This is a genomic window from Actinoplanes sp. NPDC051388 (assembly GCF_055586225.1).
In genome coordinates, this window is the sequence record NZ_JBVJIP010000005.1 from 74,885 (window position 1) to 99,717 (window position 24,833).

The 24,833-nt window shown below is 71.3% G+C and carries 28 protein-coding genes, 1 pseudogene and 1 riboswitch; of the genes and pseudogenes, 8 read left to right on the forward strand and 21 right to left on the reverse strand.

What is annotated here, in order from left to right; translation table 11 throughout:
• Positions 1-17: 17 nt before the first annotated feature.
• Positions 18-587 carry a helix-turn-helix domain-containing protein gene (locus ACZ6TI_RS14570; RefSeq protein ID WP_465345524.1) on the reverse strand — a complete coding sequence of 190 codons (570 nt, stop codon included), beginning with the start codon at positions 585-587 and terminating at the stop codon, positions 18-20.
• A 38-nt stretch (positions 588-625) separates the two neighbouring features.
• Between ACZ6TI_RS14570 and ACZ6TI_RS14575 the strand changes: the two genes are divergently transcribed.
• Positions 626-1,567 carry a phosphotransferase gene (locus ACZ6TI_RS14575; protein WP_465345525.1) on the forward strand — a complete coding sequence of 314 codons (942 nt, stop codon included), beginning with the start codon at positions 626-628 and terminating at the stop codon, positions 1,565-1,567.
• Here the strand turns inward: ACZ6TI_RS14575 and ACZ6TI_RS14580 are convergent.
• From ACZ6TI_RS14580 to ACZ6TI_RS14600, 5 genes are all read right to left on the reverse strand, one after another.
• Complete coding sequence (locus ACZ6TI_RS14580) at positions 1,550-2,092, reverse strand: histidine phosphatase family protein (protein ID WP_465345526.1); 543 nt, start codon at positions 2,090-2,092, stop codon at positions 1,550-1,552. The two genes, ACZ6TI_RS14575 and ACZ6TI_RS14580, sit on opposite strands and share 18 nt — an antisense overlap.
• A complete protein-coding gene (locus tag ACZ6TI_RS14585; RefSeq protein ID WP_465345527.1) occupies positions 2,089-2,832 on the reverse strand; it encodes a CbtA family protein in 744 nt (247 codons plus the stop codon). Before ACZ6TI_RS14585 ends, ACZ6TI_RS14580 begins: the two co-directional genes overlap by 4 nt.
• Complete coding sequence (locus ACZ6TI_RS14590) at positions 2,823-3,017, reverse strand: CbtB domain-containing protein (RefSeq protein ID WP_465345528.1); 195 nt, start codon at positions 3,015-3,017, stop codon at positions 2,823-2,825. The genes ACZ6TI_RS14585 and ACZ6TI_RS14590 overlap by 10 nt, the downstream gene beginning before the upstream one ends.
• A 29-nt stretch (positions 3,018-3,046) precedes the next feature.
• Positions 3,047-3,188, reverse strand: a riboswitch (cobalamin riboswitch).
• Positions 3,189-3,221: 33 nt separating this feature from the next.
• The gene (locus tag ACZ6TI_RS14595) at positions 3,222-3,881 is read right to left on the reverse strand and encodes an MSMEG_1061 family FMN-dependent PPOX-type flavoprotein (protein ID WP_465345529.1); all 660 of its coding nucleotides are present in this window, start codon (positions 3,879-3,881) and stop codon (positions 3,222-3,224) included.
• A gap of 693 nt (positions 3,882-4,574) precedes the next feature.
• Positions 4,575-4,700, reverse strand: a complete 126-nt coding sequence (locus ACZ6TI_RS14600; protein WP_465345530.1) for a hypothetical protein — start codon at positions 4,698-4,700, stop codon at positions 4,575-4,577.
• Between the two features lie 287 nt (positions 4,701-4,987).
• Between ACZ6TI_RS14600 and mycP the strand changes: the two genes are divergently transcribed.
• Positions 4,988-6,064, forward strand: a complete 1,077-nt coding sequence (gene mycP / locus ACZ6TI_RS14605) for a type VII secretion-associated serine protease mycosin (RefSeq protein ID WP_465345531.1) — start codon at positions 4,988-4,990, stop codon at positions 6,062-6,064.
• A gap of 474 nt (positions 6,065-6,538) precedes the next feature.
• Here the strand turns inward: mycP and ACZ6TI_RS14610 are convergent, their stop codons facing one another.
• The 9 genes from ACZ6TI_RS14610 to ACZ6TI_RS14650 are packed head-to-tail and all read right to left on the reverse strand — an operon-like array spanning position 6,539 to position 15,309.
• The gene (locus ACZ6TI_RS14610; RefSeq protein ID WP_465345532.1) at positions 6,539-7,138 is read right to left on the reverse strand and encodes a dihydrofolate reductase family protein; all 600 of its coding nucleotides are present in this window, start codon (positions 7,136-7,138) and stop codon (positions 6,539-6,541) included.
• The gene (locus ACZ6TI_RS14615) at positions 7,135-7,575 is read right to left on the reverse strand and encodes an SRPBCC family protein (protein WP_465345533.1); all 441 of its coding nucleotides are present in this window, start codon (positions 7,573-7,575) and stop codon (positions 7,135-7,137) included. The genes ACZ6TI_RS14610 and ACZ6TI_RS14615 overlap by 4 nt, the downstream gene beginning before the upstream one ends.
• Positions 7,572-7,904, reverse strand: a complete 333-nt coding sequence (locus ACZ6TI_RS14620) for an ArsR/SmtB family transcription factor (RefSeq protein ID WP_465345534.1) — start codon at positions 7,902-7,904, stop codon at positions 7,572-7,574. The genes ACZ6TI_RS14615 and ACZ6TI_RS14620 overlap by 4 nt, the downstream gene beginning before the upstream one ends.
• 20 nt (positions 7,905-7,924) lie before the next feature.
• Positions 7,925-9,691 (reverse strand): GH39 family glycosyl hydrolase, encoded by a 1,767-nt coding sequence (locus ACZ6TI_RS14625; RefSeq protein WP_465345535.1) that lies wholly within the window; start codon positions 9,689-9,691, stop codon positions 7,925-7,927.
• Positions 9,688-11,181, reverse strand: coding sequence for a glucoamylase family protein (locus ACZ6TI_RS14630; RefSeq protein ID WP_465345536.1), 1,494 nt, complete (start codon positions 11,179-11,181; stop codon positions 9,688-9,690). The genes ACZ6TI_RS14625 and ACZ6TI_RS14630 overlap by 4 nt, the downstream gene beginning before the upstream one ends.
• A gap of 46 nt (positions 11,182-11,227) precedes the next feature.
• Entirely contained in the window at positions 11,228-12,079 is an 852-nt protein-coding gene (locus ACZ6TI_RS14635; RefSeq protein ID WP_465345537.1) for a carbohydrate ABC transporter permease, read from the reverse strand.
• Between the two features lies 1 nt (position 12,080).
• Entirely contained in the window at positions 12,081-13,019 is a 939-nt protein-coding gene (locus ACZ6TI_RS14640) for a carbohydrate ABC transporter permease (protein WP_465345538.1), read from the reverse strand.
• 2 nt (positions 13,020-13,021) lie between these two features.
• Positions 13,022-14,278, reverse strand: coding sequence for a sugar ABC transporter substrate-binding protein (locus ACZ6TI_RS14645; protein WP_465345539.1), 1,257 nt, complete (start codon positions 14,276-14,278; stop codon positions 13,022-13,024).
• A complete protein-coding gene (locus ACZ6TI_RS14650) occupies positions 14,275-15,309 on the reverse strand; it encodes a LacI family DNA-binding transcriptional regulator (protein WP_465345540.1) in 1,035 nt (344 codons plus the stop codon). Before ACZ6TI_RS14650 ends, ACZ6TI_RS14645 begins: the two co-directional genes overlap by 4 nt.
• A gap of 269 nt (positions 15,310-15,578) precedes the next feature.
• Between ACZ6TI_RS14650 and ACZ6TI_RS14655 the strand changes: the two genes are divergently transcribed.
• On the forward strand, positions 15,579-17,996 hold the full coding sequence (locus ACZ6TI_RS14655; protein WP_465345541.1) for a tetratricopeptide repeat protein: 2,418 nt from the start codon (positions 15,579-15,581) through the stop codon (positions 17,994-17,996).
• Here the strand turns inward: ACZ6TI_RS14655 and ACZ6TI_RS14660 are convergent.
• Positions 17,993-18,472, reverse strand: a complete 480-nt coding sequence (locus ACZ6TI_RS14660) for an Lrp/AsnC family transcriptional regulator (protein ID WP_465345542.1) — start codon at positions 18,470-18,472, stop codon at positions 17,993-17,995. The genes ACZ6TI_RS14655 and ACZ6TI_RS14660 overlap by 4 nt on opposite strands.
• A gap of 26 nt (positions 18,473-18,498) precedes the next feature.
• On the opposite strand from ACZ6TI_RS14660, the gene ACZ6TI_RS14665 reads away from it, so the two are divergent.
• Positions 18,499-19,479, forward strand: coding sequence for an EamA family transporter (locus tag ACZ6TI_RS14665; protein WP_465345543.1), 981 nt, complete (start codon positions 18,499-18,501; stop codon positions 19,477-19,479).
• Positions 19,480-19,485: 6 nt separating this feature from the next.
• Here the strand turns inward: ACZ6TI_RS14665 and ACZ6TI_RS14670 are convergent, their stop codons facing one another.
• Both ACZ6TI_RS14670 and ACZ6TI_RS14675 read right to left on the reverse strand, forming a co-directional pair.
• Positions 19,486-20,142 carry a GNAT family N-acetyltransferase gene (locus ACZ6TI_RS14670; protein ID WP_465345544.1) on the reverse strand — a complete coding sequence of 219 codons (657 nt, stop codon included), beginning with the start codon at positions 20,140-20,142 and terminating at the stop codon, positions 19,486-19,488.
• Positions 20,139-20,702: a helix-turn-helix domain-containing protein gene (locus ACZ6TI_RS14675; protein ID WP_465345545.1), complete on the reverse strand. Its 564-nt coding sequence runs from the start codon at positions 20,700-20,702 to the stop codon at positions 20,139-20,141. Before ACZ6TI_RS14675 ends, ACZ6TI_RS14670 begins: the two co-directional genes overlap by 4 nt.
• Before the next feature lie 86 nt (positions 20,703-20,788).
• On the opposite strand from ACZ6TI_RS14675, the pseudogene ACZ6TI_RS14680 reads away from it, so the two are divergent.
• Positions 20,789-21,527: pseudogene (locus tag ACZ6TI_RS14680) on the forward strand (SDR family NAD(P)-dependent oxidoreductase).
• Between the two features lie 72 nt (positions 21,528-21,599).
• Here ACZ6TI_RS14680 and ACZ6TI_RS14685 read toward each other — a convergent pair.
• Positions 21,600-21,740, reverse strand: coding sequence for a hypothetical protein (locus ACZ6TI_RS14685; RefSeq protein ID WP_465345546.1), 141 nt, complete (start codon positions 21,738-21,740; stop codon positions 21,600-21,602).
• A gap of 19 nt (positions 21,741-21,759) precedes the next feature.
• On the opposite strand from ACZ6TI_RS14685, the gene ACZ6TI_RS14690 reads away from it, so the two are divergent.
• Entirely contained in the window at positions 21,760-22,083 is a 324-nt protein-coding gene (locus ACZ6TI_RS14690; protein WP_465345903.1) for an LmrA/YxaF family transcription factor, read from the forward strand.
• Positions 22,084-22,276: 193 nt separating this feature from the next.
• Positions 22,277-23,068 carry a class I SAM-dependent methyltransferase gene (locus ACZ6TI_RS14695; RefSeq protein ID WP_465345547.1) on the forward strand — a complete coding sequence of 264 codons (792 nt, stop codon included), beginning with the start codon at positions 22,277-22,279 and terminating at the stop codon, positions 23,066-23,068.
• Positions 23,069-23,101: 33 nt separating this feature from the next.
• Here ACZ6TI_RS14695 and ACZ6TI_RS14700 read toward each other — a convergent pair whose 3' ends face one another.
• Together ACZ6TI_RS14700 and ACZ6TI_RS14705 are read right to left on the reverse strand one after the other, a co-directional pair.
• Positions 23,102-23,485 carry a PPOX class F420-dependent oxidoreductase gene (locus ACZ6TI_RS14700; protein ID WP_465345548.1) on the reverse strand — a complete coding sequence of 128 codons (384 nt, stop codon included), beginning with the start codon at positions 23,483-23,485 and terminating at the stop codon, positions 23,102-23,104.
• Positions 23,482-24,144 (reverse strand): Type 1 glutamine amidotransferase-like domain-containing protein, encoded by a 663-nt coding sequence (locus tag ACZ6TI_RS14705; protein WP_465345549.1) that lies wholly within the window; start codon positions 24,142-24,144, stop codon positions 23,482-23,484. Before ACZ6TI_RS14705 ends, ACZ6TI_RS14700 begins: the two co-directional genes overlap by 4 nt.
• Positions 24,145-24,216: 72 nt before the next feature.
• Here ACZ6TI_RS14705 and ACZ6TI_RS14710 point away from each other — a divergent pair, with 72 nt between their 5' ends.
• Positions 24,217-24,828, forward strand: coding sequence for a TetR/AcrR family transcriptional regulator (locus tag ACZ6TI_RS14710; RefSeq protein WP_465345550.1), 612 nt, complete (start codon positions 24,217-24,219; stop codon positions 24,826-24,828).
• Positions 24,829-24,833 lie beyond the last annotated feature (5 nt).

Consider the following 24,833-nt stretch of genomic DNA (forward strand, 5'->3'; position numbering starts at 1 on the left):
TCGGCAGGGTCGCAACTTCACTGAGCCGCCGGGTGCACCGCGACTACAACTCGATGCGGGCGGCCGTCCGGTTTGTCGTACTCGGCGGCGAGCCGGTCGACCGCCGCGGTGAGGTCGGCGGCGAACGCGGCCCGGTCGGCGGCCGACGCGAAGCGGATCTCGGCGTCCAGGGCGTAGGTCGCGACTCGCTGGTTGGCCCGGGCGGCGCCGGTGAGCAGCGCGCCGACGTCTCGGACCAGGCGGGCGGCGACCGCGAGCAGCCAGCGGGCGGAGTGCCGGTCGGGGTGCCGGGCCGGGTCGGGGGCGACGGCCGCCGCGGCGGCCGGGGAGATGACATAGGAAGCGGCCGTGGCCTGCAGCATCCGCTCGGTGACGTTGCCCTTGCGGCGCTCCTCGACGAGCCGGACCAGGCCGTGGCTCTCGAGCGTGCGCAGGTGGTAGTTGACCTTCTGGCGCGGCAGACCGATTTTAGCGGCGAGCATCGTGGCCGAGCCCGGCTGGGTCAGCAGGGCCAGCAGTCTGCTGCGAATAGGGTCGAGCGATACCTCGGCGGCGGCCGGGTCCTCGATGACGTCGACGTCCTCCATGGTGATCGACTAAAGCACCGAAAAGAAAGGTGGTCCAGGTGGAGGCCCTGCCACACAACGCGGCGAACGAGGTCACGGGCGGCATCTGGCGGGACGGGTCCACGGTTCTGAAGGTCGCGACGCGGCGTCGGGAGGGGGCGGCGGCGCATTTCGCGGCGTCGGACGATCCGGGGCACTGGAACTACTGGCGGCGTGAGGAACTGGCGTACACCAGCGGTTTCGCGCACTCGGTCTTTCCCGAGCTGCCCGCGCCGCGGCTCTTGTCGGTGGTGCCGGGCCCGGAGCGGACCGAGCTGCGGCTGGAGTGGGTGGCCGGCCGCCCGGGGCCGTCCGGCTCGGTCGACGATCTGGCGGATGTGGCACGTCGGCTCGGAAACGTGCGGTTGTCGGCGGAGCCGTGGCTGGCCCGCGACTGGCTGCGCGACTACACGCTCGCCCAGCCGGTGCCGGACGACCTGGACTGGGACGCGCCGGTCGCGCTGGGTGCGTGGTCGCCGTCTCTGAGAGCCGATCTGCGTACGCTGTGGGAGCGCCGCCACGACCTGCTCGCCGCGGCCGACCGCCTCCCGCGCACGCTCTGCCACCACGACGTGTGGCCGATGAATCTGGTGTTCACGGACAACGGCCCTGTTCTGCTCGACTGGGCGTTCGCCGGGCCGGGCGCGGTGGGGGAGGACGCCGCCAATCTGGCCCTGGACTCGTTCTTCGACGGGTTGATGGACGTGTCCCGGCTGCCGGACGTGCTGGAGGCGGTGATCGACGGCTATTCGCGGGGCGTGGGGTTCGATGCGCGGCGGGCGGTCATGACGACCGGGGCGGCGAAGTATTTCTGGCTGGCGCCGCGGATGCTGCTGGCGGCGCGTACGCCGCGCACCGGCCGCCGGGGCTATGACGAGCGGGACTGGTCGGCGATGTTCGCCGGGCGTGAGCCGGTGCTCTCGGTGGTGGCGCGGTGGGGGCGCTCAGTGCTGTCCGAGTGACAGGTGCCACCGGCCGGCTCGGTGGGTCAGGCGGACTACGGCCAACGGCGGGACCTCGATCGCCCAGATGCCGTCCGGGGGCAGGCGCAGGGCGTGGGCGATGACGGCGCGGACCACCGTGGAGTGGGCGACCGCGGCGAGGTTGCGGCCGGCCTGGGCGTCCAGCCAGGCGCCCGCGCGCTGCCGGACGGCGGTCAGGGATTCGCCGCCGGGTGGCGCGTACCCCGGGTCGCTGAGCCATTGATGCAGGTCGCCGGGGTCGATGTCGCCGAGCGTGAGTCCGTCCCAGGCGCCATAACCGACGTCGGCGAGCGGGGCCGCGGTGGTGGCCAGGCCGCCGAACGCCGCCGCCGTCTGCTGCGCGGCCCTGGACGGTGCGGCCACCCAGCCCGGCACCCGGCCGAAGCCGGGGCCGAGCGCGACGGCCGCGTTCCGGCCTCCTTCGTCGAGATCGTGGTCGCCGCCGAAGAGCGCCTGCCGCAGGGCGGGCGTGGCCGCGGCGGCGACCAGTCGCAGACCGTTCACACTCCGGCGGTGACCGGCTTGCGGGCGGGCCGGCGGGCGAGCAGCGCGCCGAACCCGAGGCCGAGCGCCGTCCACAGCACCACCTGGGTGCCGAGCGACGACAGCCGGAAGTTCCACAGCAGACTTGGCGGGAACGTGTCCGGCACCTCGTCGATGTTCGGTAGCAGCACGTATCCGACGACGACCACGACGAGGAACGCGCCGAGTCCGGCGAGCAGTCGTTGCCACTCGGCCTTGCCCGCGCGGAAGGCGAGCACCGCCGCCCAGACCGCGACCAGGCCGATCACCAGGATCGCCAGGTAGCTGATGGTGCGCTGGTCGATCGTCGCCGGATTGCCGACGGCGGGCGGGTTGGGCGGATATTTCACGAACGGCACCAGCACCATGCCGACGAGTGCGGCCGCCGCCAACCCGACCGCCGCTCTCGTGTCGTCGGTGGTGCGCAGCCGGCGGCGCAGCAGCGTGTAACCGACCGCGAGCAGCCCGCCCATCGCCACGCCGTAGAGCGCGGTGGCGAGGAAGAGCCCGCCCTTCTGCCCGTCCCGCGAGACGAGCGCGTCCGCATGGTGATCGGCGGCGGGCGCGGCCGCCTCCTCGATGGCGATGGCGGCATCCACCTTCGGTTCCCCGACCGTGTAGGCGAAGAACCCGGCCAGCAGACCGGCGATCAGACCCGCGAGCAGGCCACGCAGCAGAATCGCGCCGAATCCGGGCGCGCGGTCGCCGGCCGTCAGTGGCACGGGACGCCGAGCAGGTGGCGGCCGTCGTGCATGAGCTCGTGCAGGAACATGCCGCCCTGCGAAACGGCGCCCTGGTCGAACGCGACCAGATAGGCCATGAGCAGAAGGGCGGCGGTCACCGCGAGCGCGGTCCAGAGCAGCCGCGCGGAGACCGCGGGGGCGGCGAGGGTGGTGGCCTTGGGCATGATTACTCCCTACGGGATGACGCGTCCCGGTCGACAGGCTGCGACGTGCGAGTGTCCTGGCTCACCGGCCCTCGCGGGCTGGTTGACAGTGGCGCGACCGCACCGGATTCCCACCGGATTTCCCTCACACCGCCGCAGATGGTTCCCTCAACCTATAGACGCCCGACGTTGAGCACCAGGGCCGCACGTTCGCGGTACGGGCGGCTATTCGTACCGGTACTTCAGCGAGTCCGCCTCCGCCTGCTCGATCTCGGCGAGCGTCAGCTCCGGCATCCGCAGCTGGGCCAGCGTCACCTCGGCCGACGTCGGCTGGGCGTCCGCCGGCAGCCACTGCTCCGGCTTCCAGGCCCCGCTGCGCAGCAGCGACTTGGGGCAGTGCGGGTAGACCTCGTCGATCCCCAGCACCAGCGCGCTGGCCGGCGGTTTACCCACGGCGGTCAGCTGCGACAGCAATTCGGGGCGAGTGGAGACGCAGGCCCGGCCGTTCATCCGCAGCGTCGTGGGGCGCCCCGGGATGATGAACAGCAGCGCGGCACGCCCGGTGGCGACGATGTTCTGCAGGCTGTCCAGACGCTTGTTGCCGGTCGCGTCCGGTATCGCCACCGTCCGCTCGTCCAGAACGGCGACGAACCCGGCGGGGCCGCCGCGCGGGGAGACGTCACAGTTGCCCTCGGCGTCCACGCTGGCGACCAGGACCAGCGACGCGCAACCGACCAGCCGCCGGGTCTGCTCGGTGAGCTCGGTCATCTGCTTGCGCACGGCCCCGGCGCCGGGCAGGTCGTATACCCGGCGCAGCCCTTCGAGGTCGCGCACGGCATCCAGGCGCAGCGAGTCGAAGGCACTGGCGGTGAGGGCTCGCGTCATGCCACCGACCTTAATGGACCGACGGCCGCCGCCCCGACCAGATCAGTTCCGCGCGAAATCGGACGTAGGTGGCGGGGTCGAGCCCACTTCACTCGAAGCCTGCGGCAACGAGACTTGGTGTTTCCGGCCGCCAGAAATCAGTCGGGAGTGGACACTCGGAGGGCAGGACACGTTCGACGAGCGACAATTAACATCCTAGGACGCTCTACGCGGCGTGCGGTCGGTCACTCGAGTCACCCTAAACCAGACCTAAAAACAAAAAGGAATCAACGACACCCACATCAAGATTTGGTTTGGCTCGTAAGGTCTGTTTGGGCTTGGCCAACAGCGCGAGGCGCTTCACGGGCAGGCTGAGCCTGCAACAAATGTCTTGAGCGAGCCGGAATCTGGGTGAGTTGCCGCAATGAGGGACGGCATCCCGGCTACGGTCGGCGTCGACGCTTTCCTCGGACGCCGCCGGTCAAGCCGACCACGCGGGATGCCTCGGTCCTGGTCCGCCGGCCAAACCCACACCGCCACCCGGCACTCCGCGCCCCGGCCCGCCCAGCCCCGATGGCTTCACCCTTCCGGCAAGGCGGTGCACCGCAGACCATCTTGGCCCGCACAACGGCGGCGGATGTGGATAGGTTGCTGCTCACCTTCGCGGCGGCGGCCTCAGCCGGCACCCGCGCACTCCTGCCTGCGGCCAGGTCACTACCGCGACCGGCGCCCGGAGCCCGGTGTCGTCGCCGCCGCGCCGCTCACCGGGACGCTGGCGATCGTCATCGAGCCGGGCAGCACATGGGTGGTGCCGGCCGGGATGACGGCGGTTACTGACACGGTCGTGCGGCATGCGGGGGACATCGCGGCCGGGGTGGGACTCGGTAACATTCAGCCGGATCGCTGTCGGGTTGGGTTTGTTGAGCCGTGCCTGGTGGTGGCCGCGCACGGCTGGCGGTGATGGTGCGGGCGGACGGGGCGGTGCGAAGTTGGGGACGGGGAGTGGCGTGGCGGGTCGGGTGCTGGCTGGGCTGGCGGCTGTCGCCGTGGTGGTGACGCCTGTGCCGGCGTTGGCCAAGGCCGCGCCCTGTGACACGCCTCCCGCTCCGGGGCAGGTCAGCACTGCCATGCCTTATGAGGACCGGATCTATGACCTGCCTCGGATCTCGCCGCTGGCCACCGGGGCGGGGATTCGGGTCGCGGTGATCGATTCGGGTGTCGATGCCAGTCATCCGCAGTTGCGGGGGCACGTCGACCGGGGGCGTGATCTGCTGCATGGTGATCCGGACGGCCGGCAGGACTGTGTCGGGCACGGCACCGCGGTGGCGAGCATCATCGCGGCGCAGCCGGTCAAGGGTGTGCCTTTTCAGGGGCTGGCGCCGGGTGTGACGATCGTGCCGGTGCGGATCACCGAGAAGGAGGAGATCGACGGCGAGAGTGTCGGCGTCGACGGGTCGCCGGCCCAGTTCGCCGAGGCGATCACCTGGTCCGCTTCGAAGTCCGGCGGCAATGCGCGGATCATCAATCTTTCGGTGGTGATGACCCGGGACAACGGTCTGGTTCGCCGCGCGGTGGCGAATGCGGTGGCGGCCGGTGTGGTGGTGGTCGCGGCGGCCGGCAACAACGGTTCGAAGGAGAAGGGCAACCCGACGCCTTATCCGGCGGCCTATCCGGGGGTTATCGGGGTGGGTGCGATCAGTCCGGACGGCACCCGGGCGAGCTTCTCGCAGCACGGTGAATATGTGGATCTGGTCGCCGCCGGTGAGGGTGTCACGGTCGCGGCGCCGATTCGTGGTCACACGAGCCAGCAGGGCACCAGCTTCGCCGCGCCTTATGTCTCGGCGACCGCGGCCCTGATTCTGCAGCGCTTGCCGACGCTGACTCCGGAGCAGGTGCAGCGCCGGCTGACGGCCACGGCCGATCCGGCGCCGGGCGGCCGGAAGAGCGATGAGTACGGTTTCGGCCTGCTCAACCCCTACCGAGCGTTGACCGAGACCCTGTCCGAGCGCCCGCCGACGCCGGCCCCGACGGTGATGCACGCCGACGACCCGGCGACGGTGGCGTTGCAGGCCCGCCGAGCCCGTTCGCAGGACAAGGCGATGATCGTCGGCGGCGCGGGCGTGGGCATTGCGGTCCTGGCCGGCTTGTCCGCGGTCGTCATCCGCCGGGGCCGCCGCCGAGGCTGGCGCGCCGCCGGCACCTGATCGGTGCCTGCGCCGCCGTCAGCCGATCGCGGCTCGCCGACATCCAGAGCCGTGATGATCAGCCGCTGACCCCACCAGCCCGCCAACCCACCAGCCCCGCTAATCCCACGGGGCGGCCAGCCCAACGCCGAGCGGCCAGCCAACGCCGACCAGCACCACCGCGTCGTCGGCGTCGGCGACCAAGGGCGTGCCGCGGGCAGCACCGCAAGCGGTCTGCCGGTGACCCGCCCGCTTGCCCACCAGCCCGCCCGCGGGCAACCAGCTTGCGGCCGGCGACCAGCCCGGTCGCCATGCCTCGGCTGAACCGCTACAGCCACGCCGAGACAGACCACCAGCTCGAGGCTGGACCGAACCGGCCCGAACACCCCCGAAGCGAGACCGCCGGGTTCAAGTGAAGGCCCGCCACCGGCATGCACCGAGCTCGAGGATCGACCGCCTGCGGGGCGGCAGGGCCGCCCCGGCCGGCGATGGCCATCAACCAAAGGCTCGGGCGTAGGTGGCGAGGATCGCGCCGGTGGTGGTGGGTGTGCTGGTGACCAGCCGCCATGGCGACAGTCCGGCGGCCATCGGGGGGAAGAGGCGTTTGCCGGATCCGATGAGTACCGGGTCGATCATCAGGCGCAGTTCGTCGATGAGGCCGGCGGCGAGCAGTTGCCGCGCCAGTTCGGCGCTGCCCACCAGGTGGAGTTCGTCTGTGGGTGATCCTGTTTGGCGCAGTGCGGCCACCGCGGGGATCGCGTCTCCGTCGAGGACGGTTGCTCCGGACCAGGGCAGTGGGTCGTGCAGGGTGCGGGAGGCCACGTACCGGGGCTTGGTGTTGATCGGCTCGGCGATGATCTGTTCGGCGGGTCCGGCGGTCGGCCAGTGCGCGGCGAACGTGTCGTAGGTGCGCCGGCCGTAGAGGAAGGCGGTGGCGGCGTGCAGTCCGTCGAGGACCCATTGCTGAGCGACGGGGTCGAAGTAGCGCATGTGCCAGCCGCCGTGGGTGAAGTCGTCGGAGGGGTCTTCGGTGGGGCTGCTGGGGGATTGGACGACGCCGTCGAGGCTCATCCATTCGTCCGCGACGATTTTCACCGGGCTGCTGCCGAGAGTTTGGTGAGGGCGTCGGCCCAGCCGGTGGAGACGCCGGCGGCGACGTCCGGCATGGCGGCGGCCAGGTCGTCCAACTTCTCGTGTACGAGGGTGAGCAGTGTCCCGCCCTCGGGAGCATCGTCGAAGGTGACCGTGAGCAGCGTGTCGTAGACGGGTTCGTCGAGTCGTGCGGGCCCGACGAACGTCCATCGGAAGGCGAGCCGGTGCGGTTCGTCCATTTCGGTGATGGTGGCGTCGAAGCCGCCCGACTCGTCGTGGAAGATTCGGAAGTGACCGCCGGGCCGGGCGTCGACCTCGGCCTTGGTGACGGTGAGGGTGCCGGGTGCCATCCATTGCGCGAGTAGCGCGGGGTCGAGCCACGCCTGGAAGACGCGGGCGGGTGGGGCGGGGATGGTCCGTTGGAGCCGGACGCTGGTCATGTGTCCTCCCGGAACAGGTTTTCGAGGTTGTCGAGGCGCGTGGTCCAGAACCGTTCGGCGAATCGGAGCCAGGCGGTGGCGTCGGCGAGTGGTTGCGCTTCGAGGGCGCAGACGTGTCGCCGGCCGGTCACCGTGCGGCTCACGAGGCCGGCGGTTTCGAGCACTTTGACGTGTTTGGATGCGGCGGCGAACGACATGTCGAGGGGTGACGCGAGCTCGCCGACGGTGAGGTCACCGTCGGCGAGTCGTTGCAGCATGTGGCGTCGCGCCTCGTGGGAGAGGGCGTGGAATACCGCGTCCATCGAATGTTCAACCACATGGTTGAACATAGGGGCGCGGCGGAGAAAGGTCAACCAGTAGGTTGAATATCGATCAGCGCGATCCCGGGCATGGGCAGATCGATGTCCAGCGAGAGGGAGCCGCCGGAAGCGGTGACCGTCCGAGCGGGCACCGCCTCGTCGAGCGTGTCGGAGGCGGACAGCGCCAGCCACTGCTCGTCGGTCGGCCAGTCCGCGCCGCCGCCCATCGCCGCCCACCGCGCGGCGACGTTGCCGTGCAGTTCGTCGACCCGCCAGATCCGCACCTCGTGCGGCCCGTCGGCGAGCCCTTCGACGGTGACGGTGACCAGCCGGTCCAGGTCGGCGGAGCCGTCGACCTTGCTCTGATCCAGGGTCCCGTTCCAGATCAGCACGGAGGAGCCGGCGGCCCACGCCTCGACCAGGCTGCCCGCCCCGTCGCCGGTCAGGGTGACCGGCAGCTCGGTGTCGCCGAGCCGGTCGGCGAGCCGCAGCGCCCAGTATTTGGGTTTGGCGAGGTTGCCGACCGTGAGCAGCCCGAACCCGCCGTGCAGCAGGCGTTCCGGGCGGCCCAGTTCCTCGAAGTGGTCGGACACCACCCACGGCGCGAGCGCCTCGACGCGTCCGGCCGCGGAGCGCATGCCGCGCAGCAGGAACGTCGCCGCGAACACGGTGTCGTTGATCGGGTTGCCGTGGGTGGCGGTGATGCCCCATTCGGTCCACAGCAGCGGCCGCCCGCCGGCGATCGGGCGCAGGTCGAGGGGCGCGGTGCCGTAGACGTGGGTGGAGACGAAGTCGACGGGCGCCGGCCGGGAGATCTGTTCCTCGATCCAGCCGCAGGCGGCCGACCCGGGTCCGCCGACGGTCAGGTCGGGGTCGACGTCCTTGACCGCGCGGGCGGTCACGTCGTAGAGCCGCCAGTACTGCTCGGGGGTGCCGGACCAGAACACCGACAGGTTGGCCTCGTTCCACACCTCGAACAGCCAGTGGTCGCGCACCTCGGCGAGGCCGTAGCGGTCGACGAGGTGTTGCACGAAGGTGCGGATCAGGTCGGCCCAGTCGTCGTAGGACGTCGGCGGGGAGATGATCCCGCGGTAGGTGAACACGGTGCTCGACGGGTCGGCGGCCAGGGCGCTCGGCATGAATCCGAGTTCGACGACCGGCCGGTAGCCGAGCGCGAGCACCTGGTCGTACACCTCGTCGATCTTGGCGAAGCCGTCGAGGGGGGACAGGTCGTCGCAGAGGATGCCGTGTGCCCGGACGGTTTCGATGCCGAGTTCCTCATGGGCGCGGGTGAGCGCGTCGCGCAGGCCGGCGCCGATCGGCAGGCCGCCGGTCAGGTCCTCGCTGAGCAGGTGGCTGAGGTGTTCGGCGCCGACCATGGCCCGCCAGACCCGGTGCAGCGGCGTCCCTTTCGTCCCCACCGAGACGGAGACCCGGCCGTCGGCGGCGGAATCGGAGACCTGGACCGGGTCGGACAGCGAGCCGATCGCGGTGACGGTCGCCAGGGCCGCCACCGCGTAGTAGGTCTCCGGGGAGCCGGAGGTGTCGGCGAACGGGCCGTGCGGCACGGCCAGGACGTCGCCGCCGCCGAAGTCGACCACCCGCATCGACGACGGCGACGATCCGCGGTAGACGGCGTATCCGACGGCGTCGGGCACCGGATCCCAGGACACCGTCACCTGGGCGCGGCCGGCTTCGGCGCGTACCCCGGTGGGTGCCGGCAGGTCGGCGGCGATGCTCTCACCCGGCGTGCGGTCCTGGGCTCCGCCGGAGCCCATCAGGGAAGCCCAGCTTTCCTGGGCGGAGACAACTGTCACGAGGAGGACCCCCTGAGCTGCGGCAGACGCTGCCCGGCCGGGATGTTGAAGGTCTCCCGGGCCAGCAGCGGGCGCACCTTGCGCTCGAACTGCGGTGTCACGAACGCGCGCTTGAGCACGTCCTTGGCGAGGGAGTTACCCAGGGCGCCCATGATCATCGCTTGATCGAGCGAGAGGTATCGCTTGGCGACCTGGCCGGTGCCGACGTTGACGGCGTCGTAGAACCCACCCGGGCCGTAGGAGTCGAAGTCGGCCTTGAGCTTGGCGAGGTTCGCGGCGACCGGCCGCGGCGCGTAGGGCAGGGCGAGGAACGCGGCGTGCGGGGTGACGACGCCGTCGCCGTAGGAGGGGGCCGGGCCGGCCGGGCGGCAGTCGCCGAAGCCGGCGTCGTAGTTGGAGGCCTGCACGTCGGACGGGTAGCCGCCGGTGTCCATGCCGAGCGCGTCGACGCCGTAGACGCCGTAGCCGCCGGCCGGGTTGGAGGCGGGCGAGAAGCCCCAGTAGCCGTACTTGGCGTCGTTGAGGCCGTGTTCGATCTGGCCGGCGACGGTCGCCGGGTGGTTGCGGCCCCAGGACCGGGGTCCCCACTGCGCTTCGGGCACGAACAGGTCGGGCATCAGCGCCTCGAACATGTCGCCGCCCCAGGACGGCACGTAGGTGATGCCGCGGTAGCGGTAGGAGCCTTCGTAGACGGAGACGCCGAGGTGGGTGGTGTCGAAGCCCTGCGGCTGCATCTCCTGCCACGAGTAGTCGCAGTTGTCGGGCAGGGTGCGCATCGTGTCGAAGTAGGCGGTCGCCGGGATCTGCCCGGCGCCGATGCCCAGGTAGGTGGCGATCCGCGGTTCGGTGACGGTGATGTCGTAGTGGTTGCAGGTGAACCAGACGCCGTTCTGCGGGACCGAGCAGCCGGGCGGTTCGGCGTCCCAGAAGCCGCCGCGGATCAGGCCGCGGGTGCCGATCGGGGTGGTCGCGGCCGGGTTGTAGTAGAAGCCGAAGTTCATCGGCGTGAGCACCCGGTCCACCTTGGCGGACAGCGAGGGCATGGCGCCGCGGACGACGTGCAGGGCGGCGGCCAGCCAGCCGTTGTCGACGCTGGACATGAACGGGTGCACCACCGAGCCGTCCTCGGGCCAGGTGGTGACGACGGAGCCGTCGGCCGGGTCGTACCAGTTGTAGTACATCCCGGACGGCTCGTGGTGGCGCAGCGTGGCGAGGGTGTCGAGGGTCTGGGTGACGCGGGCGCGGGCCTCGCGCTTGGAGATGATGCCCAGCTTCTCGGCGACCACGGCGGACCACATATATCCGCCGATGTTGGTCGGCGACGTGTAGGCGGCGGGGGTGGCGAGGTCGCCGGTGATGTTGTCGGAGACCAGGCCGGTGTCCGAGTCGGTCATCGCGACCATCGACTTCCAGGTGTCCGCGGCATAGGTCCGCAGGGTGCGGTCGGCGCCGCCGGCGACGGCCGCGCCTCCCGATCCCAAAATCAACATCAACGACACGACGGGTACGAGCAAACGTCTCACTTGCGTCTCCTGACTACTTGAGTCCGGTGGTGGCGATCCCGCGCAGGAAGTGCCGCTGCAGGATCAGGAAGACGATCAGCACGGGCAGCACCACGACCACGGCGCCGGCGAGCAGCAGCCCGAAGTCGGTGCGGTTCTGCCCGATGCTGTAGAGCGCGAGGGCGACGGGCAGCGTGTACTTGTCCTCGGTGGTGGCCACGACCAGCGGCCACAGGAAGTTGTTCCAGCTGGACAGGAAGGTGAGGATGCCGAGCGTGGCGAGAGCCGGCCGGCACAGCGGCATGACCACCCGCCAGAAGATGCGCCACTCGCCGGCGCCGTCCACCCGGGCGGCCTCGATCAGCTCGTCCGGGATGGATCGCAGGAACTGCCGCATCAGGAACACCCCGAACGGCCCGGCCAGGAACGGCAGGACCAGCCCGGCGTACGAGTTGGTCAGTCCCAGGTTGGAGACCAGCACGAACTGCGGCACGAAGGTGACCATGCCGGGCACCATGAGCATGCCGAGCACGACCAGGAACAGGCCCTTCTTGCCGGGGAAGTCGAGCTTGGCCAGGGCGTAGCCGAGCAGTGAGCAGAACAGCAGGTTGCCGGCCGTGATCAGCGCGGCGACCAGGGTCGAGTTGAGGAAGTAGAGCGGGAAGTCGAGCCGGGTGAACAGTTCCCGGAAGTTCTCCAGGGTCCACGTCTCGGGCAGCCAGGTGGGCGGCACCTGGCGGATCTCCGCTTCCGGCTTCACCGAGGCCAGGGCCATCCAGATGAACGGTCCGACCACGGCGAGCAGGCCGCCGATCAGGATCACGTAGAGGATGATCTTGGCGGCCAGGTCCTTCGGCCGTCGCGGTTGCACGGTTACGGCGGTCATCTCAGTCCCTCTCGCCCAGCAGCCGGAACTGCAGCACCGACAGCGCCACGATCGCGACGAACAGCACGTAGCTGGCCGCGGCCGCGTAGCCGTAGTTGCCGAACCCGAACTGGTTGTAGATGTGGTACGAGACGGACAGCGTCGAGTTCAGCGGGCCGCCCTGGGTCATCACGAACGGCTCCTCGAACAGCTGCAGGAAGCCGATGCCGGTGATCACCGCGCCGAACAGCAGGGTCGGGCGCAGCAGCGGCACGGTGACGTTGCGGAACTGCTGCCAGCGGTTCGCGCCGTCCAGCGTGGCCGCCTCGTACAGGTCCTGCGGGATGCCCTGCAGACCGGCCAGGAAGATCACCATCAGGAAGCCGAAGTTGCGCCAGACCGCCATCACGATCAGCGACGGCAGCGCGGTGCTGGTGTTGCCGAGCCAGTTCGGGCCCTCGATGCCGACCACCCGCAGCAGGTTGTCGATCAGGCCGGCGTCCGGGTCGAGCAGGAACCGCCAGACCACCGCGATGGCCACGATGCTGGTCACCACGGGCAGGTAGAAGCCGACCCGGAAGACCGCCCGGAAGCGGATCAGGCCGGAGTTCAGCGCGGACGCGGCGGCCAGGGCGACGATCATGGTCAGCGGCACCCCGACGACCACGAAGATCAGCGTGTTGACCGACGACTTGATGAACAGGTCGTCGCCGAACACCCGGGCGAAGTTGTCCAGCCCGACGAAGTTGACCGCGAACGGGTTGCGCAGGTCGGTGGAGCGCAGGTCGGTCAGGCTCATCACCAGCGACGCCAGCACCGGCAACGCCATGAACACGACGAACAGCACGGTGAACGGGGCCGCGAACGACCAGCCGGTCAGCCCTTTACGCCACCGGCTGCGGGTCGGGGGTTTCCGGCCGGCCGGCTCCACGACGGCCGGCCGGGTGTCGAGGGCGGTCATGCTCAGCTGCCCGTACCGATGGCATCGGCCTTTTCCTGCACGGTCTTGGCCACCGTGGCCGGGTCCTCGCCGGACTTGGCCAGCTTCTCGACCTCGGTGTCGAAGGCCGCGGACACCTGCTCCCAGGTCGGGAACGTGGGCGGCGACTTGGCGTCCTTGAGCTGGTCGCCGAAGACCTTCAGGTTCTCGTCACCGGACAGCGTGGCGTCCTGCCAGGCGGACTGCACACTCGGCAGGTCGGTCGTCTGCTGGTACCACTTGACCTGCACCTCGGGCTGCGACAGCCACTGGATGAACTTCCACGCGGCGTCGCGGTTCTTGGCGTCCTTGAAGACGGCGATGTTGCTGCCGCCGATGAACGACGTGCCGGTCTTCTGCTTCGGGATCGGCGCCACCGCGAACTTCGACTGGTCCAGGCCCTGCTCCTTGATCAGGCTCACGTGCCACGGCCCCGACATGAACGCGGCGATCTCACCCTTGGCGAAGCCCGGCTCGAGCGCGCCCTCGGCCAGCTCGGTCGGCGCCAGCTTTTCGGTGAAGAACGACTGGTAGTACTTCAGCGCCTCGACCATCTCCGGCGAGTCGAACGTGTACTTGGTGTCGTCGTTGATCTCCGCGCCGTTCGACCACGCGTACGGCATCACGGACTGCCAGCTGCCGGTCTTGCCGGGCTGCAGGTTGATGCCCCACTTCGCGCCGGCGCCCTGCATCGCCTTGGCCATCGCCTTCAGCTCGTCCCAGCTCGCCGGCGGCGCGGTGATGCCGGCCTTCGCGGCGATGTCCTTGCGGTAGTAGATGACCCGCGTCTCGACGTACCAGGGCACGCCGTATGCCGTGTCGTTGACCACAGTGGTGTCCCAGGCGCCGGGGAAGAACGCGTCCTTGGCGATCAGGTCGGCCGGGGTCGGGTCCAGCGCGCCGGTCTTGGCGAACTCGCCCTGCCAGGTGGTGCCGATCATCGACACGTCCGGCGTCTGCTTCGCCGCGATCGCGCTGGCCAGCTTCTGGTGCGCCGCATCCCACGGCACCGCGGTCACGTTCACCTTGGCGTCCGGGTTCGCGGTCATGAAGTCCTGGGCGAACGCGCCGAGCTTCTCGCCCTCGGCGCCCATCGCCCACACGGTGATCTCGCCGGTCGCCTTGCCGTCCGCGACCGACTTCGCCTCTTCGGCGCCGCCGCCGGACTCCCGGCCGCAGCCCGCCAGGGTCAGCGCCGCGGCGGCCGCCACGCAGACCATTGCCCGCACATGTCGTTTCATCGGGTCTCCTCGGGGGTGTGGTCACCGCAGCTGCGCCGCACGACGAGCTCGGTGGGAAGGATCCGGCGCCGTGCGGCGACCGGTGTGCCGTCCTGCTCACGTTCGGTGATGCGCTCGTGGAGCCAGCGCGCCGCGGTGGCGCCCAGCGCACGCATCGGTTGCGCGACGGTGGTCAGATGCGCGAAGCGGGCCGCCATGAGGTCGTCCCAGCCGGTCACCGCCACGTCGCCGGGGATGGCCGCGCCGGCCTGCTCGGCCGCGAGGTGCGCGCCGAGCGCGACCTCGTCGTTCGCGCCGACGATCGCGTCCGGCGGGTGTTTCAGCAGCTTGCGGGCCGCCTTGCGGCCCGATTCAAGATCCAGTTCGCAGGGTACGACCGCAGGCGCGCCGACGCCCTGGGCGGCCAGCGCGGCGGCCAGCCCCGCATAACGTCCCGCCACGTCGGGGGAGCCGCCCGGGTCGCCGAGGAACGCGAAGCTGCGATGCCCGTGCCCGAGCAGATGCCCGGCCAGAGCCTCGGCGGTGCGCTCGTTGCGGGTGCGGATGTTGTCCACGCCCTCGACCGGGTCCCGGGCCAGCATCACCAGCGGCAGCCCGGTCGCGGCGATCCGCCCGACCACCTCGTCGTCGACGGTGCGGCCCATGATCGCCAGCCCGTCCACCCGGCCGGCCAGCTCCTCGACCTTCGCGGCGGCGTCGGCCCGGCCGTGGGTGGCCAGGATCAGCACGCTGCTGCCAAATCCGGCCGCGGTCTCCTCATAGCCGAGGACCACCTCGGCGTAATACGGGCCGACCAGATCGGGAAACACGATGCCGTTCGCCGCGTGCCGCCCCTCGGCCAGGCTTCGGCCCGACCGGTTCGGGGTGAACCGCAGCTCACGGGCCGCTTCCAGGACCCGCGCGCGGGTCTGCTCGGTGACCAGATCGGAGCCCCGCAGCGCCCGGGAAACGGTGGCAATGGACACGCCGGCCCGCTGCGCCACCTGATAGATGGTCGCGGCTTTCGACCCTGAAAGCGCTTTCATTGCCATTGCCGCAACATAACCAGGGCGACATGGTCGCGAAACCCGGCCGACATCGAGGTGCGCGATCTGTGGTTTCCGGCAGAAGATCGCAACCCGGGCGGAACCGGCCCCCTCCGCCGGTCCCGCCCCCACTCTTGGTGCCGTCTTCCTTGCGCACTGAGTGATGCTCAGCCTCGCCCGGATCGCGCGGTGGCGGGGAGATCCCGGACGATCCCGGACGCGGACGTCGGTTCCGCGACAGAGCGGCCCCGCCCGCAGTGGTTCGATGGGCGGCGATGACCGACCTCAGTGGACCACCCGACCCCGGCCGTGCGACCACCCTCGACGACCTCACCGAGGAGCTGCGCGCCCTGAAGGTGTTCGCCGGCGACCCCTCGTACGAGACGATCCGCCGCCGGGTCAGCGCCGCCTGGCGCGCGGCCGGCCGGCCCGCCGCCGAGCAGGCCCGCCGCGCCACCGTCGCCGACTGCTTCCGGCCCGGCCGGCGGCGGGTCAACGCCGACCTGGTCATCGCCATCGTCGAGGCGCTGCGGCCGGACCCCGGCTACGTCGCCCAGTGGCGGCAGGCGCTGCAGGTGGCCGGCAACGCCGCCCGCGCCGCGTCCCAGGTGCGCGTGCAGGACGAGCTGCCGCCGGAACCGGCCGCGTTCACCGGCCGCACCGCCGAACGGGCCCGGATCGCCCGCGCGCTGCGGGCCACCGGCGCCCCGGTCGTCTGCGTCGTGTCCGGTGCGGCCGGCGCCGGGAAGACCCAGCTCGCCGTGCGGGCCGCCCGCGACGCCGGCTGCGACCGGGTGCTCTTCGTCGACCTGCGCGGCTTCCACCCCGATCCGGCGCAACCGCCCGCCGACCCGGCCGCCGTGCTGGACGGGTTCCTGCGGCTGCTCGGCATGTCCGGGCAGCAGATCCCGCACGACCTGGAGGGGCGGATCGCCGCCTACCGGGACCGGCTGGCCGGCACCCGCACGCTGGTGCTGCTCGACAACGCCGGCCACCCGGCCCAGGTGCGGCCGCTGCTCACCGGCACGGCCGGCTGCCCGGTGCTGGTCACCACCCGGCGGCGGCTCGACCGGCTGGGCGCGGCCACCCGGGTCGGCATCGACGTGCTCGACCCGGCGGACGCGGCAGACTACGTGCGGCGGGCCACCGACGGGATCCCGGCCGGCGGCGACCCGCGGGCCGCCGAACGGATCGCGGCCCGGTGCGGGCGGCTGCCGCTGGCGCTGAGCCTGGTCGCCGCGCACATCCGCGGGGTGCCCGGATGGACGCTCACCGACCACGCCGAGCGCCTCGACGAGCGGCCCGGGCAGGTGGACGACGGGGTGACGCCGGTGATCGGGCTCTCGTACCGGCACCTGAGCCCCGACCGGCAGCGCGTGTTCCGGCTCGCGGCCCTGCATCCCGGCCCCGACCTCGACGAGCGGTCCGTCGCCGCGCTCACCGGCACCGCCCTGCCGGCCGCCCGCGTGCACCTGCGCGGCCTGCACCGCGACCACCTGCTGCAGCCCACCAGCCCCGGGCGCTACCAGGCGCACGACCTGATCCGCGCGTACGCCATGCAGCAGTGCGCCGACCAGGACCCACCCGGGCAGCGACGGGCCGCACTCGGCCGGCTCTTCGACCACTACCTGAGCGCGGCCGGCGCCGCGCTCGCCGCGATCGCCCCCGCCGAGGCCGCGAACCGCCCCGCCGTGCCGCCGCCCGGGCCGACCACGCCCGACCTGAGCGAGGTCGCCGCCGCCCGCGCCTGGCTGGAAGCCGAACGCACCACCCTGGTCGCCGTCATCGCCCACGCCGCCGGGCACGGCTGGCCCGGACACGCCACCGACCTGGCCGCCACCCTGTTCCGCTGGCTCAACGGCGGCAACCCCACCGACGCCCTGGCCATCAACGAACACGCCCTGCACGCCGCCCGGATCGGCGGCGACCGCCGCGCCGAAGCCCGCGCGCTCACCCACGTCGGCGTCGCCTACCTGCGGATGGCCCGCTTCGGACCGGCCCGCGAACACCTGCGCGCCGCCGCGCCGATCTTCGACGAGGTCGGCGACCTGCAGGGCCACGGCGCCGCCCTGGACAACCTGGCCCAGGTCGAGGAACGCGAGAACCGGCTCGAAGAGGCCGCGATGCTCGCCAAACAGGCCGTCCGCCTGCACGAACGCGCCGACCGCCCGAGCAGCCTCGGCCGCAGCCTGATCAGCCTCGCGGTCATCGAACAACGCCTGGAAGCCCTCGACGAGGCCTCCGACCACCTCGCCCGCGCGGTGACGCTGCTGTGGACGGCCGGCGACCTGATCGGCGAGGCCAACGCGCTCAGCGTCCTCGGCGGCATCGACGCCGGCCGCGGCCGGTTCGGCCCCGCCGCCGAGAGCCTCGGACGGGCCCTGCAGATCTGCCGCGAGCTCGGCAACCAGGTCGGCGAGGCCTGGACCCTGGAAGGCCTCGGCACCCTGGCCTTGCGGCAGGGCGACCCGGCCGCGGCCACCGCCCACTACCGGCAGGCGCTGACCGGCTTCCGCCAGACCAACCAGCGCGACGGCGAAGCGTGGGCCCTCAACGGGCTGGGCGAGGCGGCCGAACCTCCGGCCGCGGTCGCGTTCCACACCGAGGCGCTGGCGATCGCCACGGAGACCGGGACGCCGGCCCAGCAGGAGCGGGCGACCGCGGGCCTGGCCCGAGCCCTGTCCAACGCCTAACAGCCCGGCGCCGACGGCGGGCGGGGCGGCACCGGCGTGGACACGATGAACGAGCTCACCGTCTGCCCGTGCAGCAGGAACGCGTCGAGCACGTCCTCCAGCGCGTCGATCGCCGGCACGTGCACCTTCAGCAGGAAGCAGTCCTCGCCGGAGATGCGATGGCACTCGCTCACCTGCGGGGTGCGCGCGGCCAGCTCGGCGATCCTCGGAAGCTGCCCGGGTCCGGGCCGCACCCGCACCCACGCGGACACCGGAAGCCCGATCGCCGCCGGGTCGACGTCCAGCCGGTACCCGCGGATCACCCCCGTCTCCTCCAGCCGGGCGACCCGCTCCCGCACCGCGGGAGCGGACATGCTGACCCGGCGCGCCAACTCGGCGGCGCTGACCCGCGGATCGGCGGTCAACTCGTCGAGGATTCGCCGGTTGGTCGCATCGAGAAGGTCGAACTCCGGTTTTCCGTTCCGAGACGTCGTCATGAGGCACCCTTTGCCTTCGATCACGCATGGCCGACAGGCGGTCAACTTTCGACGATAGACGCATGCCCGCCGCCGCGTACTTCGTGATCAGCGCCGTCTTCCACTACCTCGGCCCGGCCTTCGCCGTGCTGCTGTTCCCCCGCATCGACGTGCTGGGCGTCGCCTGGCTGCGCATCGCCTCCGCGGCCCTGATCCTGATCGCCTGGCGCCGCCCCCGCCTGCCGGCCTCCACCCGGGTCCGATGGCTGCTGCTGGCCTGGGCGCTGGTGCTGGCCGCCATGAACAGCGTGTTCTATCTGGCCCTGGACCGGTTGCCGCTGGGCACGGTGGCCGCGATCGAGTTCCTGCCGGTGATCGCGCTGGCCGCGGTCGCCGCCCGGACGCCGCGCAACCTGGCCGCCCTGTGCCTGGCGGTCGGCGGGGTCTATCTGGTGACCGACGTCCAACTGGTCGCCTCGCCGGTGGGCCTGGCCCTGGCCGGGGCGAACGCGGTGCTGTTCGCGGCCTACATCGTGCTGGGCGACCGGATCGCCAAGGACGACCGGGTGGCGGGCCTGGACGGCCTGGCCTGGGCCATGCTCGCGGCAGCGGTGATCGCGTCCCCGCTGGGAATCGCTCCGGCAACCCCGGCCTTCGCGGATCCGTTGTTGCTGGCCGCAGCCGTGGGCGTGGGCATCTGCTCGTCGGTGATCCCCTACGTGACGGACCAGCTGGCGATGGCGAGACTGCCGCGCCCCACCTACGCCCTGATGGTCGCCATCCTCCCGGCAACCGCCACGCTCATCGGCGTCGTGGTCCTGTCCCAGATCCCCTCCGCCCCGGAAATCGCCGGCGTGGTCCTGGTGGTCGGCGGGGTGGCCCTGCACCGCGCCGCTAAACCCAGCGCCGTCGAACCCGGCGCCGCTAAACCCGGCGCCGCTAAACCCGGCGCCGCTAAACCCAGCCCCGCAAAACCCAGCCCCGCACCCGTGCCCGGCGAGCACCTGCGGCCGGACCCGTCCGGGTGAGGGATTTCAGCCGGCCGAAGGCGATGGGCCGAGCTGCTTGAAGTAGAAGCTGCAATCACGCACCACGCCCGCCGGATCGGCCGCATAGCCGGGCACGATGCCGTAGCGCTGCCAACCCGCCCGCCGGTAGAGCGACTCGGCGTCGCTCGCCGTCTCGGTGTCCAGCATCAGCAACGAGATGCCGGTCGCGGCGGCCGCCTCCTCAGCGGTCGCCAGCAACCGCCGGCCCAGGCCTCGGCCGCGTCGGGACCGCAGCACGGCCAGCTTGATCAGCTCGGCCCGGTGCCGGGAGTTCGCCTTATCCGGAAATGCCAGACCAACCGTCCCGACGATCCGCCCTCGCTCGCGGGCCACCTGCCCTCGCCCTCGGGCCCCCTTGCCTTGCTCGCCGGCCACCTGCCCTTGCTCGCCGGCCACCTGCCCTTGCTCGCCGGCCACCTGCCCTTGCTCGGCGGCCACCTGCGCTTGCTCCCGGGCCACCCACACGGCGAGGCTCGCGTCCTTGACGGCGCCGGCCTTCGCCCGCCACCATTCGCACGCGTCGTCGTGGCTGAGCCCGGCAAGAAAGCCGACCGACGCCCCGTCGTCCACCGCGTCCCGCAGGACGGTCGCGAGACCGGGAATCGCCTCGTCGAAGGTGGCCGCATCCAAACGCTCGATCACGGCAGGACCATCACGATCGCGTAGCGGACCACGGCCCGGCCCGGGTTCTGGAAACGGGTGGACGACCAGAGGCGGAAACGCAGGCAGTCGCCGGCGGTCAGCTCGTGTCTGGTCTCCCCATCGGTCAGGTGCAGGCTGCCCTCGAACACCCAGACGTGTTGTTCGAGGCCGGGGACGGTCGGTTGCTCATATCCGATGTCCGCACCCGGCTCGAGCGTGCCCTCGATGATCTCGGCCCGCAGCCCGGCGTGCGGGGGAGAGACCCCGCGCCGGGCGAAACCCTCGGCGTCGTCCTGCCAGACCGGCTGATCGGCCCGGCGCACGACCGCGGCGAACGGCTCGGACTCCACCTCGGCGAGCAGCCGCGACTGGGTGATCCGATATGCCGCGCAGATCTTGCCGAGCAGCGACGTCGTCGGGCTGACCTCGGCACGCTCCAGACGGGACAATGTGGACCGGCTGACCCCGGCCCGGGTCGCGAGATCGTCGAGCGACCAGCCCCGCTCGCCGCGCAGCTCGGCGATGCGCGCGGCCAGCCGATCATCCAACGTGTCTCCCACATGTGGGATCCTATCCCGAATTCGGGAGGAACGTCGAGTCCGATCGCCGCCAGACCGGCGACCGTGTCCGACGCCACGATCAAGGCATGAATCGATCGGACAGGGTGGCGATGGTGACCGGCGGCAGCCGGGGGATCGGGGCAGCGTCGGCGATCCGCCTCGCCGAGGACGGCGCCGACGTGGTGCTGACCTATCGGCGCGATGCCGCGGCGGCGGCGCAGGTGGTGGGGAGGATCGAGAAGCTTGGGCGGCGGGCCCTCGCGCTGCGGGCGGACAGCGGCGACCCGGTGGAGCTGACCGCGGCCGTGCACCGGGCGGCGATCACGTTCCGGCGGCTGGACGTGCTGGTCAGCAATGCGGCGGTGTTCGACGTGCGGGCGTTCGAGGAGTTCACGACGGACGACTTCGACCGAACCGTCGCGGTCAACGTGCGGGGCGCCGTTCGTGGCCGCGGCGGCCGCGTCCGAGCACCTGCGGGCCGGCGGGCGGATCATCACGATCGGCAGCAACATGACCGGGCGGACGCCGTACCCGGGATTTGCGCTTTATGCACTCAGCAAGACCGCGCTGATCGGCCTCACCAAAGGCCTGAGCCGCGACCTCGGACCACGCGGCATCACCGTCAACCTGGTCAATCCCGGCCCGACCGACACCGACACCAACCCGGCGGACGGCCCCATGGCGGCGAGCATCGCCGGGCTCACCGCCCTGGGCCGCTACGGAATCCCGGCGGAGATCGCCGCGGCGGTCGGCTTCCTGGCCGGCGACGATGCCCGGTACGTGACCGGAGCGGTGCTCGACGTGGACGGAGGCTTCACGGTCTGACCCGCCCGACGGCCGCCGACGCCGGGCGCCGCTTCGCCGGCGTGAACCCGCCGCCGCGTCCGCCCGGATCGGCTAGCCGGCGGCTTCCGCCGCGGCGATCAGGGCATCACCCGTGTACGCCCGCCCGCCGACACCCCAGCCGCCCTCCGGCGCGTTGAGAATGTTGACCCAGGTGTTCCCGCGATCGTGGCCCGGGACGGTGTGCTCGTCCACGAGGTCGGTCGCCGCGGTGATGAAGGCGGCCGGCGTGGTCGGCGCCTTCCTGGAGGCGGTCCGGCCGGTGGTCGCTGCCTCGGCGGAGGGCGGCGGGTGCGCGGTGGCGGCGGCGACGGTCGACGCCGGCAACGGAGTGCTGCGCAGGACGGCGGCGGACGCGTTCGCCACCTGGACGGACGCGCTCGCCGAGCGGCTGGAGACCGCCGGGGCGACCGACGCCAGGGGGCTGGCGACCACGTTGATCGCGCTGCTCGAAGGCGCCCATGTGCTGTGCCGCGCCAGCGGAGATCTGGAGCCGTTCGACGCGGCGGCGAAGACGATGCTCACGTTCGTCTCCTGAGGAGCTTCCCCCAGAACCAACCTCTCAGGATTTCCGGCAGGTCCCTTCCGGACACTCGTGTCGAATAATTACTGGATTGCTATTACCGGTAATCCGATAATCCAAAAACGGACATACGGCGCTCACACCATAATGACTGTTATGTTGTATCGCGATCGGGTGGGCGTCGGTCGGCTCGTGGAAGACTTACCTGGTGTCCTCAGACGTCCCGCACGCCGTCGATGCGGTCGAAACCAGTGCAGCGTTCTACTCGCACGCGAGGCTTTATGACCTGATGTTTCCGGGCGGCGGGCCCGCGGTCGACTTCTACCGGGCCGGCGCCGATCGGCAAGGCGGGCGCGTGTTGGAGCTCGGGTGCGGCACCGGGCACAAGCTGATCCCCATCGCGTCGGACGGGCATCCGTGCGTCGGCCTGGACCTCTCGTCGGACATGCTGGCCGAGGCCCGGCGTAAGGCGAACGACAGTGGTGTCGCGGTGGAATGGGTGCGGGGTGACATGCGGGCCTTCGATCTGGGCCGCACCTTCGACTTCGTGTTCATCGCCGCCAATTCGCTGCTGCATCTGCATGCGGCCGAGGATCTGGTGAGCTGCTTCCAGTCGGTTCGCAGACACCTGGCACCGGGAGCACGGTTCGTCTTCGACGTGTTCAACCCGAGCGTGCGTCTGCTCGCCGAAGCCGATGGCGTGCGGCGCACCCGGGAGTCGTTGTCTTTCACGGATCCGGACCGTGGCGTCGTCACCGTCGATGTCGCCGAGTTCTACGATGCGCACGCACAGGTCACCCGCGGGACGTGGCACCTCTCGACCGGCTCCGAGCCCGACTTCGTCGTCGCGCCGCTCGCCATCCGGAGCATCTTCCCGCAGGAGCTGCCGCTGCTCGTCTCGCTCGGCGGCCTTCGGCTCGTCGAGCGCTTCGGCGACTGGTCCGGTCGGCCGTTCGCGGGGGATGCGCCGCTTCAGCTCTGCGTCTGCGAGGCCGCGTGAGCAAAGGCCATCGGTGAGCAGAGGCCCGCGTGATCATCTCAAGGTGATGACGATGCCGATGCCCGGTGGGCGCTTGAGGCGCAGGAGCCGGGAGAGCCCGCCGCCGATGCGAGCGGAGACATAGCGGCTCTCCAGCAGCCGGCGCGCGGCTTCGGTCTCGGCGGGCGCGAGGAGTGTGGCCGTACCCCGGATCGGCTGGGCGCCGGGGGCGACCTTTCCGCGGATGTCGCACGGAACGATCTCGACCTCGGGGTTTCTGCGGAGCCGTTTGACCTTCCACGCGTCGGCGGCCGACACGGTGGTCACCGTGTCGCCCTCGGCCACGTGCCAGACCGGGGTCGACACCGGGGTGCCGTCCTTGCGGAAGGTGGTCAGGCTGATCTGTTTGCTGGCGGCGATCTCGGCGGGAACGTTCACAGCAGCCTCCACGTGCCCTCGGAGATGACCTCGACGGCGCCGTCGACCACCTGGATGGCGGTGTGGGCGTCGGTGGCGTACCCCGGGCAGTTGATCTCGGCGGCCCACTTCTCCGCCGCGGCCATGGTGTTCTCCGGGCAGTCCGGGGAACCCACGTGCGGGAAGAGCGAGAAGTCGACGATCCCGAGCGCCCGGTCGTCACCGGCCGGCGGCTCCCAGCCGACGAAACACGACCCGACCTGCGGGGTCAGCACCATGCTCCCGGCGCTCATCCCCACATAGACCGTGTCGGGCAGCGACGCGAAGAGGTCGGCCAGCCCGGACTCCCGCATCCAGTGGCACAGGTAGAGCGCGTCGCCGCCGTTGACCAGCAGGACGTCGGCCGCCCGGACCCAGGACTCCCAGAGCTCCCGGTCGATTCCGGGCAGCACCGCCAGTTCCAGCATGCCCACCGACTGCCAGCCCAGGCCGGTCATCGGGCTGGGCGCCTGCCCGCTGGCGAAAAGCCACGGCCCGAATGGATCGCCGTGCGGGCCGCCGTATCCCGCGGTGGGGATGCACAGGGCGCTCGACTCGGCGATCGGCTTGCCCAGCAGGTCGACCAGCGCCTGCTGGATGCTCGGGTTCCGGACACCGGAGTCGGTCAGGAGAAGCTTCATCACACCCCGAACTGGATCAGGCAAAGGACAGGTGCAGCGACGCTAGCAGCCGGGGTGGGGGAGGATGGGCGGGTGCCGCGGATCCGGGGAGCCAGCATCGAGGAGCACCACGAGATGGTGTGGGCCGACCTCGCCGAGGCGATGCGGCACCTGCTGCTCGAGCGTGACTACGACTCGATCAACATGGGACACATCGCGACCCGGGCCGGGCTCGCCCGCAACACGCTCTACAACTACGCCCGCGACAAGGGTGCGCTGGTCCGGGAGCTGACCCAGCGGGCCAGCCGGCCCGCGGTCGAGCGGGTGGCCGCGATCGCGGCGCGATCCGGCCGGCCCGCGGCCGAGCGGCTCGCGGAGATCGTCGAAGTCGTTCTCGAAGCCTCCACCGACCAGGCCATGCAGCTGATGTTCCGGCCGGGCTCCGGGCAGCCGGTCGCCGACGTGCCGGAGGGGCCGGACAACCCGTTCCACGCCATCGTGGTCGAGGTGGAGAACGTGGTGCGCGACGGCATGGCGCGCGGCGAGTTCCGCGACGTCGGCGACCTGCACCTCGCGGTGGAACTGCTGGCCGGGGTGATGCGCGCGGGCACCGAACGCATCGGCCGCGAGCCGGGTGCCTTCCCGGCCACGGTCCGGGCGGCGCGCGAGATCATCCTCACCTCGCTGGCTTTTCACGACAGGTAGTCGTA